Annotated in this window: 18 protein-coding genes; 11 read left to right on the forward strand and 7 right to left on the reverse strand. The window is 35.9% G+C overall.

Annotated features, from left to right (window positions below; all coding sequences use genetic code 11):
• Positions 1–334: 334 nt before the first annotated feature.
• Positions 335–1,465, forward strand: coding sequence for an amidohydrolase (locus FEZ13_RS16480; RefSeq protein WP_304621404.1), 1,131 nt, complete (start codon positions 335–337; stop codon positions 1,463–1,465).
• A 334-nt stretch (positions 1,466–1,799) separates the two neighbouring features.
• Here the strand turns inward: FEZ13_RS16480 and FEZ13_RS16485 are convergent, their stop codons facing one another.
• From FEZ13_RS16485 to FEZ13_RS16495, 3 genes are all read right to left on the reverse strand, one after another.
• Positions 1,800–2,804 carry an LLM class flavin-dependent oxidoreductase gene (locus FEZ13_RS16485; protein ID WP_146547525.1) on the reverse strand — a complete coding sequence of 335 codons (1,005 nt, stop codon included), beginning with the start codon at positions 2,802–2,804 and terminating at the stop codon, positions 1,800–1,802.
• A 116-nt stretch (positions 2,805–2,920) separates the two neighbouring features.
• Complete coding sequence (locus tag FEZ13_RS16490) at positions 2,921–4,102, reverse strand: ABC transporter permease (RefSeq protein WP_146553585.1); 1,182 nt, start codon at positions 4,100–4,102, stop codon at positions 2,921–2,923.
• Complete coding sequence (locus FEZ13_RS16495; protein ID WP_146547523.1) at positions 4,095–4,835, reverse strand: ABC transporter ATP-binding protein; 741 nt, start codon at positions 4,833–4,835, stop codon at positions 4,095–4,097. Before FEZ13_RS16495 ends, FEZ13_RS16490 begins: the two co-directional genes overlap by 8 nt.
• A gap of 103 nt (positions 4,836–4,938) precedes the next feature.
• Here FEZ13_RS16495 and FEZ13_RS16500 point away from each other — a divergent pair, with 103 nt between their 5' ends.
• The 6 genes from FEZ13_RS16500 to FEZ13_RS20245 all read left to right on the forward strand — a co-directional run bounded on the left by FEZ13_RS16500 (position 4,939) and on the right by FEZ13_RS20245 (position 8,664).
• Positions 4,939–5,364 carry an HIT family protein gene (locus FEZ13_RS16500; protein WP_146553586.1) on the forward strand — a complete coding sequence of 142 codons (426 nt, stop codon included), beginning with the start codon at positions 4,939–4,941 and terminating at the stop codon, positions 5,362–5,364.
• Positions 5,365–5,920: 556 nt separating this feature from the next.
• Positions 5,921–6,448 carry a tryptophan transporter gene (locus tag FEZ13_RS16505; RefSeq protein ID WP_146553587.1) on the forward strand — a complete coding sequence of 176 codons (528 nt, stop codon included), beginning with the start codon at positions 5,921–5,923 and terminating at the stop codon, positions 6,446–6,448.
• 181 nt (positions 6,449–6,629) lie between these two features.
• Positions 6,630–7,007, forward strand: coding sequence for a YtxH domain-containing protein (locus tag FEZ13_RS16510; RefSeq protein ID WP_186725960.1), 378 nt, complete (start codon positions 6,630–6,632; stop codon positions 7,005–7,007).
• 122 nt (positions 7,008–7,129) lie between these two features.
• A complete protein-coding gene (locus FEZ13_RS16515) occupies positions 7,130–7,645 on the forward strand; it encodes an HTH-type transcriptional regulator Hpr (RefSeq protein WP_186725961.1) in 516 nt (171 codons plus the stop codon).
• A 219-nt stretch (positions 7,646–7,864) separates the two neighbouring features.
• Positions 7,865–8,410 carry a DUF3267 domain-containing protein gene (locus FEZ13_RS16520; protein WP_146553589.1) on the forward strand — a complete coding sequence of 182 codons (546 nt, stop codon included), beginning with the start codon at positions 7,865–7,867 and terminating at the stop codon, positions 8,408–8,410.
• Positions 8,411–8,478: 68 nt separating this feature from the next.
• Positions 8,479–8,664, forward strand: coding sequence for a hypothetical protein (locus tag FEZ13_RS20245; protein ID WP_146553590.1), 186 nt, complete (start codon positions 8,479–8,481; stop codon positions 8,662–8,664).
• A gap of 103 nt (positions 8,665–8,767) precedes the next feature.
• On the opposite strand, the gene FEZ13_RS16530 is transcribed toward FEZ13_RS20245, so the two are convergent.
• Positions 8,768–8,878: a YjcZ family sporulation protein gene (locus FEZ13_RS16530; RefSeq protein WP_146547516.1), complete on the reverse strand. Its 111-nt coding sequence runs from the start codon at positions 8,876–8,878 to the stop codon at positions 8,768–8,770.
• 143 nt (positions 8,879–9,021) lie between these two features.
• Here FEZ13_RS16530 and FEZ13_RS16535 point away from each other — a divergent pair, with 143 nt between their 5' ends.
• Positions 9,022–9,903 carry a peptidylprolyl isomerase gene (locus tag FEZ13_RS16535; protein WP_146553591.1) on the forward strand — a complete coding sequence of 294 codons (882 nt, stop codon included), beginning with the start codon at positions 9,022–9,024 and terminating at the stop codon, positions 9,901–9,903.
• Positions 9,904–10,298: 395 nt separating this feature from the next.
• On the opposite strand, the gene yhaM is transcribed toward FEZ13_RS16535, so the two are convergent.
• The 3 genes from yhaM to FEZ13_RS16550 are packed head-to-tail and all read right to left on the reverse strand — an operon-like array spanning position 10,299 to position 15,365.
• Positions 10,299–11,237 carry a 3'-5' exoribonuclease YhaM gene (gene yhaM, locus FEZ13_RS16540; RefSeq protein WP_146547514.1) on the reverse strand — a complete coding sequence of 313 codons (939 nt, stop codon included), beginning with the start codon at positions 11,235–11,237 and terminating at the stop codon, positions 10,299–10,301.
• Positions 11,234–14,128: an AAA family ATPase gene (locus tag FEZ13_RS16545; RefSeq protein WP_146553592.1), complete on the reverse strand. Its 2,895-nt coding sequence runs from the start codon at positions 14,126–14,128 to the stop codon at positions 11,234–11,236. Before FEZ13_RS16545 ends, yhaM begins: the two co-directional genes overlap by 4 nt.
• 13 nt (positions 14,129–14,141) lie before the next feature.
• Positions 14,142–15,365, reverse strand: coding sequence for a metallophosphoesterase family protein (locus FEZ13_RS16550; protein WP_146553593.1), 1,224 nt, complete (start codon positions 15,363–15,365; stop codon positions 14,142–14,144).
• A 155-nt stretch (positions 15,366–15,520) separates the two neighbouring features.
• On the opposite strand from FEZ13_RS16550, the gene FEZ13_RS16555 reads away from it, so the two are divergent.
• From FEZ13_RS16555 to serA, 3 genes are all read left to right on the forward strand, one after another.
• Positions 15,521–15,706: a YhzD family protein gene (locus FEZ13_RS16555; RefSeq protein ID WP_146547511.1), complete on the forward strand. Its 186-nt coding sequence runs from the start codon at positions 15,521–15,523 to the stop codon at positions 15,704–15,706.
• Between the two features lie 922 nt (positions 15,707–16,628).
• Positions 16,629–17,801: a pyridoxal-phosphate-dependent aminotransferase family protein gene (locus FEZ13_RS16560; RefSeq protein WP_146553594.1), complete on the forward strand. Its 1,173-nt coding sequence runs from the start codon at positions 16,629–16,631 to the stop codon at positions 17,799–17,801.
• Between the two features lie 15 nt (positions 17,802–17,816).
• Positions 17,817–19,403, forward strand: a complete 1,587-nt coding sequence (gene serA / locus FEZ13_RS16565; RefSeq protein ID WP_146547509.1) for a phosphoglycerate dehydrogenase — start codon at positions 17,817–17,819, stop codon at positions 19,401–19,403.
• The last annotated feature ends 295 nt before the right edge of the window (positions 19,404–19,698 follow it).

Below are 19,698 nucleotides of genomic sequence, written 5' to 3' on the forward strand. Positions count from 1 at the left end.
ATACAGCTTGTGCGTATGCAGTGCAATATTGGGTCTGGGTCACAGTCTTTCAACGTAGTTAAACTACAGGAGTGAAAAGCATATTCCCGATGGATCCATTTCCATAAATCCATTATCTAAGGAAATCCCCCAGTATCCAAGACGAAAGTTTTCCATCTATCATTTTTGGATGTAGCCCTGAAGATAAAAACTATTCAATTTTCAAGGAACAGTTATTAACTTAAAATTTATTATACGAGTTATTAACTTAAAATTTATTATACGAGGAGTGATTATGTTGCCAAATCAATTATTGCAAACGATTTATCAAGAGCTTGAAAATTCATTTGCCGAAATGCAAGAGATCCGTCGTTATTTACATATGCACCCAGAAGTTTCTTTCCATGAACATAAAACGGCTGCATATATACAAAATTTTTATAAACAATTAGATATACCTTTTGAAGCGAATGTTGGAGGGAATGGTATTGTTGCACGCATAACAGGCGGAAAACCTGGAAAAACGGTTGCACTTAGAGCTGATTTTGACGCATTAGCGATCCAAGATGAAAAGAAAGTTTCTTATAAATCAACTGTTAAAGGTGTCTCACATGCATGTGGACATGATGGGCATACTGCAACGTTGCTTGTGTTAGCAAAAATATTATGGAAGCATCGTGAAGAATTACCCGGCTCCTACGTATTCATTCATCAATTTGCAGAAGAAGTTGCTCCAGGTGGGGCTAAACCAATGGTTGATGCAGGCTGTTTAAATGGTGTTGACGCTATATTTGGTACACATTTATGGTCGCAATTTCCTTCTGGCTCTATTAACTATCGAAGTGGGGCAATGATGGCAGGAGCAGATCTTTTTAAGATCAAAATTATCGGAAGTGGAGGACATGGTGCTGCTCCACATACAACAGTGGATGCCATCACTGTTGCTGCAAGCCTAGTCGTTCAACTACAACAAATTATTTCAAGACGGATCAATCCCACTTCTCGTGCAGTCTTAACAGTGGGGACTTTCCACTCTGGAAGTGCTCCCAATATTATCGCTGAAGAAGCTAAACTATCTGGTACTGTTCGGATTTTTGATATTGCAGTTCAAGAAAAAATTATTGAAGAAATAGAAAGAGTCGTCAAAGGCGTTTGCCTAGCAGCAAATGCCAAATACGAATTTCAGTATTTAAAAGGGTATATCCCTCTGATCAATCATGAAAAAGAAACTGCCTTCTTAGCACAAGTAGCAGAAACCATTCCAGATGTAACAAATGTAGCTGAAATGGACGCGATTATGGTAGCAGAAGATTTTGCCTACTATGTTGATAAAATCCCTGGTACTTTCTTTTTCACTGGAGCTAAACCAAAAGAAGGTACTGCCTATCCACATCATCATGCAAAATTTGACTTTGATGAACAAGCCATGATAGTGGCAGCCAAAACACTTGGTACCGCTGCGATCCTCTATCATACTGAAAAATAAATAGATAAAGTGAAGCTTCCATCAGTGGGGGTTTTCTTCATCCCCCACTGAGCTAGAAGAACTCAGGTTAAAAGCGCCACGTCCTGTGGCAACACCTGAGGGACCAACATCTTGTTGGTTCAAACCAATCGGACTTTTACGGGCAGTTGGTCCCCCACCTATCTTTCTCGTTTCTCTCTAAACCTTGAGGTGGGGGTCTTACTGCCCGTTAAAGCGGGATAAATAAAAAACTATGTATGAACCACAAAGTCCATGCATAGTTTTATTTTTTATCCCGCGTGTTGATTATCCGACTAACACATTTATAATTTAAAAATATCTCTTTTTCTTCATTTTAAATTTCCTTAATAGCAGATGCTAAGATCTCATAAGAACGAATACGTGCACTTGGATCATAGATATGAGAACATGCCATGATCTCATCAACACCAGTATCTTCGATAAATCTTCCTAAATGATGCGTGATGGCAGCTTGATCTCCGGTAAATGTGTAATAAAGAGATTGCATGACCGTCTGTTTTTCTGATTCAAACCAATAAGAGTTCAAATCATCCACTGGAGGTTGTAATGGATCTCTTGTCCCCCTTACAACATTTAAAAAGTATAAGTATAGACTAGTGGCTGTCTTTTGAGCCTCCTCATTCGTATCGGCCGCAATTACATTGACACAAGCTATTGTATAGGGTTCTTTTAATTGTTTTGAAGGTTGAAACGAATCTCGGTATACGCGAAACGCGTCTTTTAAATAAGTTGGAGCAAAATGACCAGCAAATGCATATGGTAAGCCTAACATTCCAGCAAGCCGAGCACTAAATAAACTAGAGCCCAGTATATACAATGGCACATTAGATCCTTCTCCTGGATAGGCATGTACACGACCATCAGGATTATCACTTAAATATTGTTGTAGTTCTAATATGCTGTTTGGAAACTCTTGATCTGATCCTTGTAGATTTCGACGAAGCGCTTGTGCTGTGATAGAATCAGTTCCTGGAGCTCTTCCTAAACCTAAGTCAATCCTTCCTGGATACAACGCATCTAGAGTACCAAACTGTTCTGCAATAACCAAAGGAACATGGTTGGGAAGCATAATGCCCCCTGCTCCAACATGAATCTTCTCAGTTCCTTGTGCAATATAACCGATTAAAAGTGAAGTAGCTGAACTTGCAATGCTTCGGCTATTATGATGCTCTGCAAACCAATAACGTTTGTATCCAAGCTTTTCAACATTTTGTGCAAGCTCTAAACTATTGTGGAACGAATGAGATGCATCGTGATCTTTTAATACCGCTACTAAATCCAATACAGAAACAGCCACATTCTTCTTTTGACCATTCATGGTTTGACTCCCCCATCATCTTTTAATATTTAAAAATATAGCTAAGGCGGTGTGTATCAGAGAAAAAGTGCCTTTAAAGCAATTACATACTTTAAAGGCTCAACTACTGTTTGAGATTAATTACTTAATCGTATCGTCAATTCTCCAATGATGAATACGACAAAGCCTTGTGCAAAGAAATAAGGTGTTCCCAATCCTGCGAACAACACAATGATGGCTTGTACAATGATCGTGTAACGCACGATTTTCACTGCTGCTTTTTTACGTGCACCCTTCGGTAAAGGGTACAACATGTCCATTCGAAAATCGTTAGATGATGTTAAAGCTTGTTTTAGCTGAATAGTGGTCGCAAATGATAGGGCAGCGACAACTACAGCAATGGCGATCGGAATATGAACGAATGCGGCAGCCAATGCAGAGATCACTGTTAAACGAAGCCACAAATAGAAATGATCATCTGTTCGGACAAAAGAACGGAATACGAGATATTCTTGTGTATTTTTCTTCGCATATGGGATTACTTTATACATCCAGTCCAACCATGCACGGCGTTTTATACTTCCATGAATATTAGGGACATCTGTGAAATAATTTGCAAATCGATAAATCCCCATCATACGATTTTCTTCTAATCTTACAAAATGTTCATATGGGAACGGTGTTTCTTTTACTTTCTTTTTCCATGACATCGGATAACAAACAATGATTAAAATCATAATGATGATTGGGATAAATTGAACGTTTAAAATCGATAAAAGTAATGCAAATGAACCTATCATACGAACAATTCGATCCATCCATACATTGTGACCTTTATAGGCCCATCTATAAGTGAATTCACTATTGATATTCCACCATTTCAATAAGATGGATGCGATCAACCCGATGATAATCGTTATTGGCTCAAGCCCCGCTACTTGCCGAAGCATCGGCCATATGACCAGATAAAAAAGAATCACAACGATCACTTGGGAGCCAAATGTATATCGTAATGCTTTTGCAAAATACTGAGGTAATTTCGTTTCAAGAGGTAATAAATAAACCTCATCTGGCTTTCGAATCAATGTAACTGGTCGGCTAAACCCAAGGACAATCCCCATAATAGCAGCAGCTAACCAGATGGCAGGAAAATCACTGGATGTTGTTTTTAACCATTCGCTGTATTGATAACCACCTGCACCTAGAACGAACATAATAACAATGGCCAAATGTCCTGTGAAGACGAAGCGCATATATTTCTGTACTTCTCCCATATAATGGGTAAACCTCGTACGCCAAACATCTTGCAAGCTATTCATGATCTTGCTCCTTTGTCATCGCAATGTATAAATCATCTAGTGTTGCATTCGGCATATTGAATTTTTGGCGTAAATCATTCATCGTACCATATGCTCTTAAACGTCCATTATGCAATAAAAGGATTTTGTCACAGTGTTTTTCTGCCGTTGCCAATACATGTGTTGACATAAGGATAGCGGCTCCCTCTTTTTTCTTTTCATCCATTTGATCTAACAACGATTGAATAGCTAACGGGTCGAGTCCTAAAAATGGCTCATCAATGATATATAAAGAAGGATTGACTAAAAAGGCACACATAATCATTACTTTTTGGCGCATCCCTTTCGAAAAATGAGAGGGAAACCAATTTAATCGTTTTTCCATTCTAAATTCTTTTAGTAGTGGCGTTACTCTTTCTTCCATTGTTTCAAGATCAATTCCATAAGCCATCGCTGTTAACTCTAAATGCTCTTTTAAAGTCAATTCATCATAAAGAACTGGCGTTTCAGGAATATAGGAAAAAGAAGAACGATATTGATCCATATTATGCTTAATGGACATACCATTCAACAAAATTTCTCCTTTTTGCGGTGTCATTAACCCAATAATATGCTTAATCGTAGTACTTTTACCTGCACCATTTAATCCGATCAATCCTACTAGCTCACCTGGTTCAATTGCAAAAGATAAATCATGAATAACAGGTTTTCGGGTATAACCACCTGTTACTGATTGTAATTCTAATACCGTCATCAAAGTCACTCCCATTCTTACTTACAGTTTATCAAAAATTCCTCTTTCTAGCAGTTCTTATGTGGTAAAATGAATAGCAAAATAGTGAAAGGTGTGTTTTTATATGAGCGATTGTTTATTTTGCAAAATTATCGACGGTTCTATCCCCAGCACAAAAATTTACGAAGACGACTATGTCTATGCATTTATGGATATCGGCCCATTAACAAAAGGGCATACATTATTAATCCCAAAAGAACATGTAGCGAATGTTTTTGAAATGTCCGAAGAAACAGCTGCTAATCTTTTCAAAGTCGCTCCACGCATTGCGAGTGCGATCAAAGATACTTTCAAACCTGTAGGTATGAATCTATTAAATAATAATGGTGCACCTGCTGGTCAAAGTGTATTCCATTTTCATCTACACTTTATACCAAGATATGATGAAACAGATGGCTATAAACCTACTTGGATTACAAAAGAAGATGAGTATACTCCTGAAATTCTAAAAGGACTAGCTGAAGAAATTAAAGCTAACTTAAAAAAGTAATCAATACTCATATTATGCAATCTACCTAACAGCGCAGAAATTCTCTGCGCTGTTTATATACCTTTAAATTCTAAGAAACATTTTTATTAAAACATATGAGCAATCTTTAAAGCAATTGTGGGAAATGGGAGAAGTAAATTATACATTTATGTCCTTACGCAAACGGTCAGAAATCGTACTATATCAATATAACTGTGGCTATGCATAGTTCTGATGAAAATTTTTGTGACCTTATTGGCATATAACAAAGTGAAGACTTTCTTCCTTTTCCACTAGGTGCTAATTGAACCGATCGAGGATTGACAAGTAGTTGATCCACATACTTATTCTTTTTTACTTATGTCTTGAAATAGTGGAATTACTATCCACTAATATAGAAGAAACTAGATTTCAAACATTGAAATAGTAATTTTTGGATATGCTATATAGCAGGCTAGACCCTCTTGCCTTTCTATCAATTAAACTGTAAAATCATTATAAGTTTTCGCTTTCGGATACTAGAATACGGGAGGAAAACAAGAGCTTAGCTTAGGATCTAAATTAGGAGAGATGAGAAATGAATACAAAAAATTTAGTATTAATGGCACTACTCGTTGGTGTTGGAGCAGCATTATATATTGTTATTCCTGGATTTAACGGTGGTATGAAGCCGGACTTCATGTTGACGATGATGTTTATCGGAATTTTACTATTTCCCAGTGTAAAAGAAGTATTTTTACTTGCTATTTCTACTGGCATCATTTCAGGACTATTTTCTACATTCCCTGGTGGATTTGTACCGAATATTATCGATAAATTTGTTACAGCTTTTATCTTTTTCGCTGTTGTTGTCTTATTGAAAAAAACGGCTCAAAAAGTCGTTGTAGCAGCAATTCTTGCAGGTATCGGTACAATTATTTCAGGAAGCGTATTTTTAGGTTCTGCCATTTTGGTAATAGGTGCTGACATTCCGTTCGGTGCATTATTCTTAACAGTAGTACTACCTGCTGTAGCCATTAATATTGTAGCGTTTATCATTATTTATCCAATAATTATAAGTCTTGTCAAACGCTCTAAATTTAAAACAGCTTTAAACCAAGCATAACGTCGTAAAGAAAGAGTTGGTCTACACAAATGTAGATCAACTTCTTTCAATTTTGACCTATTGAATGGATAACTCATAAGTCATTATCAAAACTTACGAGTTATCCTCTTTTATTTTTTTAATATCTTGTTTTAATATAGTAATAAGAAGGATACAACTAGAAGGAAGGGAGACTGAAATGATGAAAGCTTCAACTTTTTTTTTAGGATTAGCAACTGGCGTATTAGGTAGTGCTGTAGCTGTATTATTGACAACACCACAATCTGGAAAGGAATTACGTTCATCTATCAAAGCAATTAAAAAAAATGCGAACGACCAAGTACAAGATTTAAAGCAACAAGTGACAAACATTAAAAATTCTGTTAGTACTATTAAATCAGAAGTCAAAGAAACGTTACCCATATTCGTAGAAGATACAAAAGCTTCTGTTGCCGAGTGGAAAAAAGAAACAGCTCCTATTCGTCAGCAGCTTCAACAAGAAATATCGGCCCTACAAAGCTCTGTGGAAGAAATTCAACAACAAATCAGCCATTTTCAAAACAGAAAAGTAAAAAAGTAAATTGATATCAGTATGTAAATATTATTACAATAAAGTTTATTTGCATAACATTTCTTTATTCTATTGTATATTTTTGTAAGAGAATGATATAATATTAAGAAATTACGAAAGTGGTGATAGCTATGTCTGAAAAGTTAATTACGGCTAAAGAAGCCATGCTCTACTCACAACGTATTGCTCAATTATCAAAAGCTCTTTGGAAAGCCGTGGAGAAAGATTGGCAAGCATGGATCAAACCCTATGATTTGAATATTAATGAACACCATGTATTACTAATTGCTAATAATTTAAAAGGTGCTTCCATCTCTGATATTGCTAAATTTGGAGTGATGCATGTATCTACAGCTTTTAATTTTTCAAAAAACCTGGAAGAGCGTGGCTTGCTATCATTCTCTAAACGTGATGATGATAAACGAAATACATATGTTGAGCTCACCGAGAAAGGTCATTCATTGCTATTAGAGTTATATGAAAACTTCAACTATTCTAAACATAGTATTATTGAAGGCTCTCTTCCTCTGAAAGAAATGTATGGTAAATTTCCACAATTTTTAGAATTGGTTGCACTAATCCGTAATATTTACGGAGATGACTTTATGGATATTTTTGAAGACTCTCTAAAAAATATGGAAAACTGATTGGAAGTTCCGGCATCAAACAATTTTTGACAAATTGATGTTGGAGCTTTTTTAACCTATGTGCAGTTTCACCATCCACGAAAATCATTGAAAAACCGTCATTAAAAGTATGTTTACAAAGTAAGGCAACTTGTCCCCAAAAATTAAGCTTGATTTTCTTTATAAAAAGCTTTATTGTTATGTATCGATATTCTAATTTAGAAGTGGAGATGCTATAAGTTGCATTGCTGGAAAACCATTAATGTTCAAAGACAATATGGTCATAATCGTATTTTTTTATTTTCCATTATTTTCGTCCTGATGGTCTTTTCAATTTTTTATATTTCCATAACCGCCTATAAAGACTGTCCAGTATCTGATCGATTATTTCCATTATTTGTTTTAGTACTTTTAATGATCTATCCTGTTCATAAGTTTCTACACTTTTTGCCATTGATCCATTATCGTCATCGTTTACGTTTTTCGATTGAGAAACAGTTTAAGCTTTTTCCTGTTTTAGCTATGCGTATTCATGAACCTATTTTAAAATCGCGTTATGTAATTGCGCTTATAATACCTTTCATTGTATTGAATAGCACATTCATCACATTCGCTATTATTTTTCCTGATTTTAGACATTATTTCGCTATTTTGTTAGCATACCATTGTGGATTATGTGTAGTGGATCTACTTTATGTAAAGCAGCTCATTCGTTCACCTAAAAAGGCATTGATAGAAGAGACAGATAAGGGCTTTGAAATCCTAATTTTACCTTCAAACAAATGATACCTATACTTGTCATTCCTGTCCTTTTTTTGATATGCTAGAAGGGTATATAGAGGGGAGGAAAAGACTTGATCATTGCTATTGTCGTCTTGTTCTCGGTGTTCTATCTATTCCAAATTAACCGGATGACGTACGCTCTGTGCGCACAGAAAGAAATTCCCGAGGAAAAGCAACCTAAAGTTTACCGCACGATTAATGTGCTCATCACCATTTTATTGATTTCATTTTATTTAGAAATGATGTTTACTATATAAGATAATAGGTTGTACATGGTCATGATGTTCCTCGTGCCTTGTATAAAACTATATAAAAAAGACCATTTACCATTTACGATATGATAAATGGTCTTTCACTTCATTAGTAACCGTACCCTAAAAATGCTGCCCCTACGATGATTAACAAGATGAATAGAACCACCACAAGTGCAAAGGAGCTAGAACCGTAGTTATTTTGGTAACCTCCACTCATGTCTGTCACCCCCTTTCTTACCTATCGTATGCACATATTCGACTCATCTTTAGGCGCTTTTCGCTGCAACCTTTTCCATTTTTTTTCGTTCTATGGTATAGTTACATAAGTTGAAGTGACTTAAGTTGGGAGAGAGAAAAAGGATGAAAAAAACATTTTTATCATTGACACTTGCAGCATCTGTACTAGCATTGTCTGCTTGTGGTAACAGTGGCGATGAAAAAGTTGCTACATCAAAAGTTGGTGATGTAACAAAGGATCAACTATATAAAGAAATGAAAGATTCAGTTGGTGACTCAGCATTACAATTAATCATTATCGAAAAAGTATTGGGCGACAAATATAAAGTAGCTGATAAAGATGTAAATGCTGAATACAAAAAGCAAAAAGAAGATATAGAAAAACAAGGGCAAGACTTTAAACAAGCTTTAGCAGCTCAAAACATGACTGAAAAATCATTTAAACGTAGTATTAAATTAAACCTATTACAAGAAGCTGCATTAGCTGATGGCGTAAAAGTATCTGAAGCTGATATGAAAGCGTATTTTGAAGAAATGAAAAAAGAAGTAAAAGCTAGTCACATTCTTGTTAAAGATGAAAAAACAGCTAAAGAAGTAAAAGCTAAATTAGATAAGGGCGAAAATTTCGCTACATTAGCTAAAAAATACTCAACTGATACAAGTTCACAAGCTAATGGCGGAGAACTAGGTTGGTTTGGTCCAGATAAAATGGTTCCCGAGTTCACAAAAGCTGCCTATGCACTAAAAAAAGGTGAAATTAGTGAACCTGTCAAATCCACTTATGGCTACCATATCATTAAATTAGAAGATGAACGTGCTGCTAAAGTGAGCGGTTCTTATGAAGACAATAAAGCTGCAATCAAGAAAAAATTGCAACTTCAAGAAGCCGATCAATCTCAATTACTAACAAAAGTATCTAAATTAGTCAAAGACGCAGATGTAAAAATTAAAGACAAAGACTTAAAAGATGCTTTATCTCAATTCACTAATTCATCAGCACAATAATATTTCTATGAAATCAGGAGGATTCAAAAAGTCTTTTATCAAAGCAGACTTTTTGAATCCCTTTTTATTTTTGCTGTGTTTTACGATATCCTAATCTGAAACTTCACGTAGTGACCCTAAAAGTCTTTTAAAGATTTAAAAAACATTTCACTTTGCCAAAAAAACTTTCTTCCTTGCTATTTGCTTTTCGGACGTTCCTTTGAATTTGGTGAGTGAATGGATTCTTTAATACCATTGATTCTCGCTAAGCCATCTAAAAGCTGCTCTTTGGACTGTGCCATTTAGAGTAAGTATCCACTTGAAAGAGCATATAGAAAGGGTGACCTCAAACCAAGGATTCTTCGTTTGGGATCACCCTTTTTCGATGCTATTCAGCTTGAACGTGATAACTCTTATTATTCGATCGTTGGTTTGTAGAAAGAACGATTATCCAATGGGAATAAACGCTCTGTAAATTCACCAGGTTTTGTTTTGCTAAGTGCACGTTTTAAAGTATTCATTTTTGCATCAATATTATCGATATAATGTAACATTTCAGCTTCTTGAAGCATTGGCTTTTTAGGACTACCCCATTCCTCTTTACCATGATGGGATAAGACCATATGTTGAAGGAGCATTACTTCTTCGCCTTCAATATTCAATGCATCAGCAGCACGTGCAATTTCAGTCACCATGATTGAAATATGTCCAAGCATATTACCTGTTACTGTATAACTAGTTGAAATTGGACCTGATAATTCTACTACTTTACCAATATCATGCAAGATAATTCCCGCATAGAGTAAATCTCTATTTAACGTAGGATACAAATCTGCAACTGCTTTACCAAGCTTTAGCATGGACACAACATGGTCCAATAATCCTGAAGCATAATCATGATGGTTTTTCGTTGCGGCGGGAAAGGTCATAAAAGATTGTTGATTTTCCATGATTAAATATCTAGTAATACGAGAAATATTAGGATTTTTTATTTCAAAGAAAAATCCCATCAGCTGATCAAACAACTCTTCTTTTGGTGTTTCAGCGGATTGCACTAAATCTGTTACTGAAATACTTTCATCTGAATTTACTGGACGAATGGTTTTGATGCGTAATTGTAATTTACCACGATAATCGTGAATCTCCCCTCCAATACGGACAATACCGCCCGCTTGATACAAACGTTCTTGTTCTTCACCTGTATCCCAAAGCTTTGCTTCAATGCTTCCGCTTTTATCTTGTAAAACGAGTGTCATGAATGGTTTTCCCATTGTTGTAACACCCTTTGTCGCTTGTTTAATAAGTAAATACTGATCGACTGGTGCTCCTGCTTGTAATGTCGTTACCCCATTCATACCGAAGTCAATCCCCTTTCATTTTTAAGTTCTGCTACATGGACGATATTTGCTTTCTCCCACTGATTAAGCATGTTTTCATGACATGTAAAATAGAGTATCTGATGTTCCTTGGATATGCTTTTTATTAATTGTACCATGTAAGTTATCCGTAAACGATCAAAATGGACAAATGGATCATCCATGATAATCGGAAATGGTGCAGATTGTTTCAATGAGCCTGCTAAAGCAAACCGTAATGCGATATAAGCTTGTTCCTTTGTTGCTTGCGATAACTCTGCAATCGAATAGCGAATACCTTCTACTGATAATACTTCAAATCGCCCTTCTATATTCATATAAAGTGATTCATAGCGATTATTTGTCAGTATTTTAAAATAGTGCTCTGCATGCTGTAGGACAGCAGGAAGTTTTTCTTCTTTTAACCGATATAAGGTTTCTTGAATGGCCGTAGAAATGAGTTTAGATATAGCCCATTCTTTCGCATGATCATTAAATGCTGCTTTTTGCTGTTCAAATTGCTGAAGATGATAAGCATATTGTTGATCTTCCAGTAAATGTTCAACTTGTGCATGCAAGGTAGCTTGCTCTTTAAGCAAAATATTTCTTTGCTGTTGCAGCTGCAACTCTTGCTCCTTATATTGATCCAACCGATTAATGATATCTTGAATGGACAAATTGCTGGTGTATAATTTGTCATCAAACATTTTAAGTTGAGCATTGATCTGCTTCAATAAAGTATGGATGTTCACCAGTTGTGTATATTGTTCAGCAGCTGTGTAATATTCATCTGTTGTTTGCACTTGTGCTTCTTGTAATAATTTCTCTATTTCTTCCTGATACGTCTTTTGGAGCAGACTAAGTTCTGCTAATTGCTGCTGTAATTGTTTTTTTCTCTCAGTTAAATGATTAATGGAATGTTTTTGTTCTAACATTTGCTGATAGCTATTATGAACGATCGTAGACATATTTTCTGAAGTACAAGAAGTTTTGCAAGCTTGAGAAGCTTTTTGTAATCGTTCTTCACTTAGTGCTAGTAGCTGTGCCTTTTGCTCTGCCATCATTTTAATGCGGTTATTCGATTGCTGTAGTTGGCGGACATTCCTAAATATTTCATTTAGAACGCTAGGATGGATATCTCCTGTAATTTGAAATTTCGCTAAAAATACATTCAACTGCTCTCTGCTTTGCTCTGTAAACATAGTCAATTTACTTAGCAATTTCAAGACCTGTTGCTGTTCTTTTTCTTTGTCCTCTACTTGTTGTTCGACTAAAGCCACACGATCATTATAAAGACGGATCGATTGCTCCAATTGTTCCATCTCAGCTTTCATTCCATGCACTTTTTCCAATTTTCTTTTATAGCGCTCTATGTGCCCGTCCGATTTTACATCTTTTGAATGACGGCCAAATAACATAAAAAGAACAACTGCCGCTATTATCCCAAAAATACTTATCATTATTTTCTCTTGCATAATACCTAAAATGATCGAAACGATTGCAAGTAAAAAACTTAAAACCCTTGCTATTTGTCCTGATTTCAAATCATGTGATGGTTGCAATAATACTTTTGCTTCAGCAGCTTCTTCTTTTTCTTTATACCATTCATTTAAGCGTTCTTGATCTTGCTCCGTAGGCATACTTTCATATAGCTTATCCAGCTTTTGCGATAATGTTTGAATCTCCTCTTGTAATCGATTAGCTACTCGTTCTTGAAATCGATACTGTTCCTCTTGATCTTCAAGTTGTTGAACTAAACGTTGGAATTGATCATCTTGCTGAATAGATACTTCAGCTTGCAAAACTGCTTGCTGCTGTTCTTTTTGCGTAATTCCTAATAGTTGAAATTGAATAGCCATCTCTTGTTCAATGGCTTGTATATCTCTTTCTAGTTGATGGATCTGGCTTTGCCATTCACGCCATTCGTTGTCACGCTCGACAAGTTCCTTTAAGTTGTTTAAACGACTTTCATCAAATTCTACATGCAGTTGTTCTAACAAGCGTTCATAATCTTGTTGGACTTTTTTTAATGCTGCATCATTTGTCAATTGACGATCTTGTAAATGTTCATAACGCTGTACACCATTGGCAGGAAATGTTGTATACATAACGACGGCTAGTTCTGATTCTAATTTTTGCTTTTTATCTAGTAATGGTGAAAGTTGGCGTAACTCATTTAACTGGTGTATATTCAACTGAAGTTGTTGTTCTTGTTGATCAAGATTTGTTAGTTCTGTTTGTATATCATCTATCCGTTTTATAAACGGCTCATAGTCATCTAATTTTTTTCGCTCTTCTTTTATTTTCTGATCTTGTTTCGATAACTCTACTATTTGCTGGTTTAATACTGGGATCTTCCCCGATTTTTTGAATAATTCTTGCTGTCTTTTTTCTAATTGCTGTTTTACATTTGAAAGTTGATCTGCTCCTGTTGTACCAGAGGCTAAAAGAACTCGACTTAACTCCTCTTCAGATAAGTTTTCCATTTGTTGTAGTTGATGAACTGAAAAGGAAAATACCGCTTCAAAGCTTTGTCTATTGTACCCTCTTAAAATTTTTGCTAATAAATCTTCATGGCCTTTTTCTCCGTTCGACAGATGTATGGTAACATCTCCACTCGCCTTCCCCTTCACACGTTCAATCATACATTCACCAAATTCATCATCTATTAGATGGACCTGTCCACCATATTGACCACCTTTTTTGGGTTCATATCGCAGTTGTTGCTGATTTTTTTGAGGAAAACCGAAAAGAATTTGTAAGATAAACTGTTGAATCGTTGTTTTACCTGCTTCATTTAAACCATAAAAAACATTTATGGTTTTCGATAATTCAACTGTTATATCTTCATGTTGTCCAAACCCATAAATCACCAATTTTTTTATATACATTGCCAACACCCCCTTATCCTTTTGTCATACTGATTTTTTGTATAAATAATTGCTTTGCTTCCAAAACAAGATTATTTAAATCTTCAGAAGTTAAATCTTCTAAATAGCGGCTTCCTTTTGGGTGTTGATATAAATCTTTCACTACTTTTTTCAACTGTTGCTCGTCCCAGCCACCTAAAACTTCTAAAACGGATGTTGTTGCTAATGTTGGTTCATACTTAACAACTGTATGATTATCTGCTTCAAGTGAATGAACCCATATGAATGGCGTGTTATCTTCCTCTTGTTCACGGATTACCTCAAGCCACTCTAACATGGATGTTTCTTCAAACAGTGACATGTTTTGTTCTTCAATATTCGTTAGATGAAGCCAGACGACCCCTGCGCCAAACTGTTTACGAAAATCTTCTAATACTTGTGCACATGCCTTTAGTACTTCATTGGCATGAATTAAATTTTTGCAGTCTACCTGCAAATTATCATAAACAATAGTTGAAGTGGGGATAAATGTACAATCAGCAGCAAAATGGGTCATGGTAACATCATAAAATCCTTTTATTCCTTGTTCCTTACGATGTCTACTTTGGATATTGCCAGGGTAGATAATCGGAGGATCGATGTGTAAAACCTGGCGTTTGTGAATATGCCCCAGTGCCCAGTAATCATAGTTTTTCGATAGTAATTCTTCAACTGTAAATGGCGCATATACATCATGCGTTGTGTTTCCTTGCAAACTGCCATGCAACATCCCAATATGTACAGCATCCTGCTCTGTAGCAACAGGATATGTATCGATCATTGATTGTGTCACGTGTCGCTCTGGATAACTAAATCCGTATATATTCACTTGTACATCACGAATATTCAGTACCAATGTCGTTGTTTTTGGAGGCATAACATATACATTCTCAGGTAAAGAAAATCGGGTCCACTTTCCTTTCAAGTGATCATGATTTCCATAACTGATGACGACAGGAATTTTATGTTGCCCTAGCTGTTTCATACCATCTTGAAAAATTTTTTGTGCCCTTAAACTGCGATCCTCTCCATCATAAATATCCCCAACGATCAGGATGAAATCAGGTTTTTCTTCAATCGCCTTTTGAATCAACGTCGCAAAAGCTTCAAACGTGCTGTTACGCAATTGTTCAAATGCTTTATCCGGTAAATCGGACATCCCCTTAAATGGACTATCCAGATGCAAGTCCGCAGTATGGAAAAATCGAATCGAAGACATTCAATCCCTCTTTTCTGAATACGAATATTTGTTCTTATTTTATCATAAACTTCCAATTATTTATAGCGTTTTAATCTTACTCCTCACATTTTTATATACAAAAACTAAGCTATTTTTGTATAATGAATGTACATTCATTATAAGGGGTGAGGATTATGCTAACGTTTCGTTTTACAGCTTTCGAAAAATCTGGAGAGATCATTAAAGATGAGGCATGGGAATTCTCAGATGAAGCAACTGCAAAATCACAAGGGGAAAAGAAGATCGAACAATTAGGTTTATCAGAAAAGACACATCGTCTTGTGAACTCCAGCGGAAAATTGATCTTATTTCACGTGTAAAAATACTTTCAAGAATTATGATGCAAACTTAAATTTTAAACATTTATCCTGCATGAATAGACAAGAAAACCTCTCTTCTAGACTCTAGCAACGATCCGGAAGATATGTGATACAACCCACCTATATATGCACGATTAGTCCAACTTATCACCTACTGGGAAACGGAAGTAAATTTCCATTGGATGAAATCTTAGTAATGAGAGTTTTTTAATCGTTTTCACGATAAAAGGCTCTCATTTTATTTGCGGTATACAACCATATAATTATATTAAAATAATTTTAATCTCCATAAATTATGTATTCTTAGCTTTTAACATAGTTTTGTATAATAGATTTATTTCTAAAATATTTTGATATATCGAAATAATCATAGTCTATGCTTCTATCTTCGCTCATTGACATGAACCTGTACTCTCCAAAAAGACGTACATTATAATTAATTTCATATAAAAAGTTCGTGTTAAAGCTAGTTTATAGATGTCATACAACAATAATTTTAAGAAATTTTTAAAATATAGTTGACATTCGATGTTAATGGCTTTAATATTGGATTAAATTCAATACGACGAAAAATACAACGACGAAGACATGCTTAACGATCTGAAAATCCCACAGCGAGCTGATGGTTGGTGCAAATCAGTGATTTCAGCGATAAGTTCCACTTCTGAGTAGGTATTCTGAACACAAACAAGTAGGTTTACCCGGATCATGCACGTTACGCATATAGTAAAGACTGTCCATCATAAGAGGGCAGTAAAACAAGGGTGGTACCGCGATTGTTCATACAAGCTTTTCGCCCCTTACGACGGTAAGGGTGTGAAAAGCTTTTTTAATTAAAAGCGAAAAGAATTATTCAGTTGTGATAAGCGCTGAAAAACTCAAATCGCTAGATATTTTCTAAAAATGAGAGGAGCAAATTTTTATGTTACAAGATTACCAATTATTACGCATTCCAGGACCAACACCAATCCCACCAAGCGTTGAACGAGCAATGGCTAAACCGATGATTGGCCATCGTGGTAGTGAAACTAGTCAAATGATTCAAAATATTAAACCTAGACTGAAAAAAGTTTTTGGAACAACAGGGGACGTCATGATGTTAACTGGTAGTGGTACATCAGGACTTGAAGCTGCAATCGTTAACGTAGTAAAACCAGGCGATAAAGTGTTAGTAGTTGCTACAGGAGTATTTGGTAATCGTTTCACTAAAATTTGTGAAGCATACCATATCAATGTGGAAGAATATAAGGTAGAATGGGGAACTTCATTAAAACCAGCTGAAATTGCTGACTATGTAAAAGCAAACCCAGACATCAAAGCTGTTTTCTCTACTTATTGTGAAACTTCAACAGGTGTATTAAATCCTGTCGGTCAACTAGCACAAGCTGTCCACGCTGTAAATAACGAAACATTAGTTATTATTGACGGTGTATCTTGCATGGCCGGTGTTGAAACAAAAATGGACGAATGGGGCATCGATGTAGTCGTAACTGGTTCTCAAAAAGCATTTATGCTACCAGCCGGACTTAACTTTATCGCAGTTAGCCAACGTGCATGGAAAGTGATTGAATCTAATCCGCAAAAAGGTTTCTATTTAAACCTTACAAAATATCGTGACAATCTTGCGAAAGATACTACACCTTTCACACCAGCTTTATCACTATTATTTGGTTTAGAACAAGTACTTGAAAACTTCGAAAAAGAAGGTCTAGATAATATATATGCTCGTCACCAATTAATGCGTGATATGACTCGTGCAGCATTTAAAGCATTAGATCTTCCTTTATTTGCTTCAGATGAAGACGGTTCTCCAACTGTTACTTCTGTAAAACCGGATGACTTTGATCCAGAAGCATTCCGAAAAGTATTGAAAGCTGACTTTAACCTATCAATTGCTGGTGGTCAACAAACTTTAAAGGGAAAAATCTTCCGTGTTGGTCATATGGGCTATTGCGCACCAACAGATGTACTTCAATATATAGCAGCAATGGAAATCGCACTTGTGAAAGTCGGCAAAAAGATTCAACTTGGTGCTGGTGTTGCCGCAGCTCAAGCAGTTTACTTACAAAATACTACAGAAAAAGTTGCACAATAAGGAGAGAATGTACAGATGGCTATTAACATTTTAATCAGTGATCCACTAAGCGAAGATGGTATTTACCCTCTTCGCCAAGAACAAGAACTAGATTTAAATATTGTGATCAACACTGGCCTTCAACCAGAAGAATTAAAAGCAATCATTAAGGATTATGATGTATTACTTGTCCGTTCACAAACAAAAGTAACACGTGAAATTATTGAAGCTGCTGATAACTTGAAATTGATCGGTCGCGCTGGTGTCGGTGTCGACAATATCGATTTAAATGCTGCTACTGAAAAAGGGATTATTGTCGTAAATGCACCAGACGGTAATACGAACTCAGCTGCTGAACATACAACAGCGATGATCATGTCTTTAGCTCGTCATATCCCACATGCTTACCTATCATTAAAAGAAGGACGCTGGGATCGTAAAAAATTTGTTGGTGTTGAACTTAAAAACAAAACATTAGGAATTATTGGTTTCGGTCGTATTGGTCAAGAAGTTGCTCATCGTGCAAAAGGTAACCGTATGAACGTTATTGCTTATGATCCATTCTTAACTGCTGAAAAAGCTGAAAAAGCTGGCGTTGACTATGGAAGCGTTGAAGATGTGGCACGTGTAGCTGATTTTATCACTGTTCACACACCACTCCTAGACTCTACTCGTCATATGATCAATGAAGAAGTTTTCAACATTATGAAAGACGGCGTTCGCATTATCAACTGTGCTCGCGGCGGTATCATTGATGAAGAAGCTTTATACAATGCTATAGAATCAGGCAAAGTGGCAGGCGCGGCACTTGATGTAATGGAAGATGAACCATTCGTAGGGAACCGTCTACTTGACTTGCCACAAGTTATTGCTACTCCTCACCTTGGAGCTTCAACGGTTGAAGCTCAAGAATCTGTTGCCATTGATGTAAGTAATGACATCTTAAGCTTCTTTAAAGTAGGAACAGTCCGCAATCCAGTGAATATGCCTTCTGTTTCAAAAGATATGATCGCTAAAGTGGAACCATTCTTTGAACTTGCCAATAAAATCGGTGCATTTGTTTCTAACTTAACAGATGAAGCCATTGAAGAAATCAATGTATATTATTCTGGTGAACTTGCTGGCTTTGACGTTCGTCCATTAACAAACAATGCTGTAAAAGGTGTGCTTACTCGTAACTTAGGGAATCATGTAAACAATGTAAATGCTCGTTACTTAGCTGAACGAAATGCAATTAAGATCAACGAACATAAATCTACTACAGCAAAAGCTTTTTTAAACTCTATCTCAGTTGAACTTGTAACCAAAAACGAAACCCATAAAGTGAAGGGCACATTACTAAATGGTTTTGGAGCTCGAATCGTTCAAGTGGATGACTATATGGTAGATGTTGTGCCAGAAGGTCACTTAATCTTTGTCAAACATACAGACAAGCCTGGTGCAATCGGACGAGTTGGTACACTTCTTGCCGGTAAAGATATCAATATCGCAACCATGCAAGTTGGTCGCTCAAACCAAGGTGGAAATGCGATCATGATGCTTTCTGTAGATAACGCAGTGGAAAACCTTGAATTTTTAACTACTCAAGAAAGCGTCTTTGAAGCAAAAGCGATTAATCTATAATATAACATTTCTCACTAAAAAACAGAGCACAGAATGCTGTTCGATCAGCATCTGTGCTCTTTGCATTTGTTACATTGCTAAAACTTCTTTGTTTTATTGGACATGGACGTCTCTTATTATAAATATAATCGATAAATCACTAAGATTATTGTTAAAATACCTGCAATGAGCATCATCGGATCTTTCAAAAACTTTTTCACAGCTTCATTTCCTTCCCTACGATGTGAACGTCTTTTTAGCTTTGCTTTCTAATACTACTTTTATACGGATTTCCTCCATGAGGATATTTTCTACG

The organism is Rummeliibacillus sp. SL167 (assembly GCF_007896505.1).
Classification (GTDB): Bacteria; Bacillota; Bacilli; order Bacillales_A; family Planococcaceae; genus Rummeliibacillus; species Rummeliibacillus suwonensis.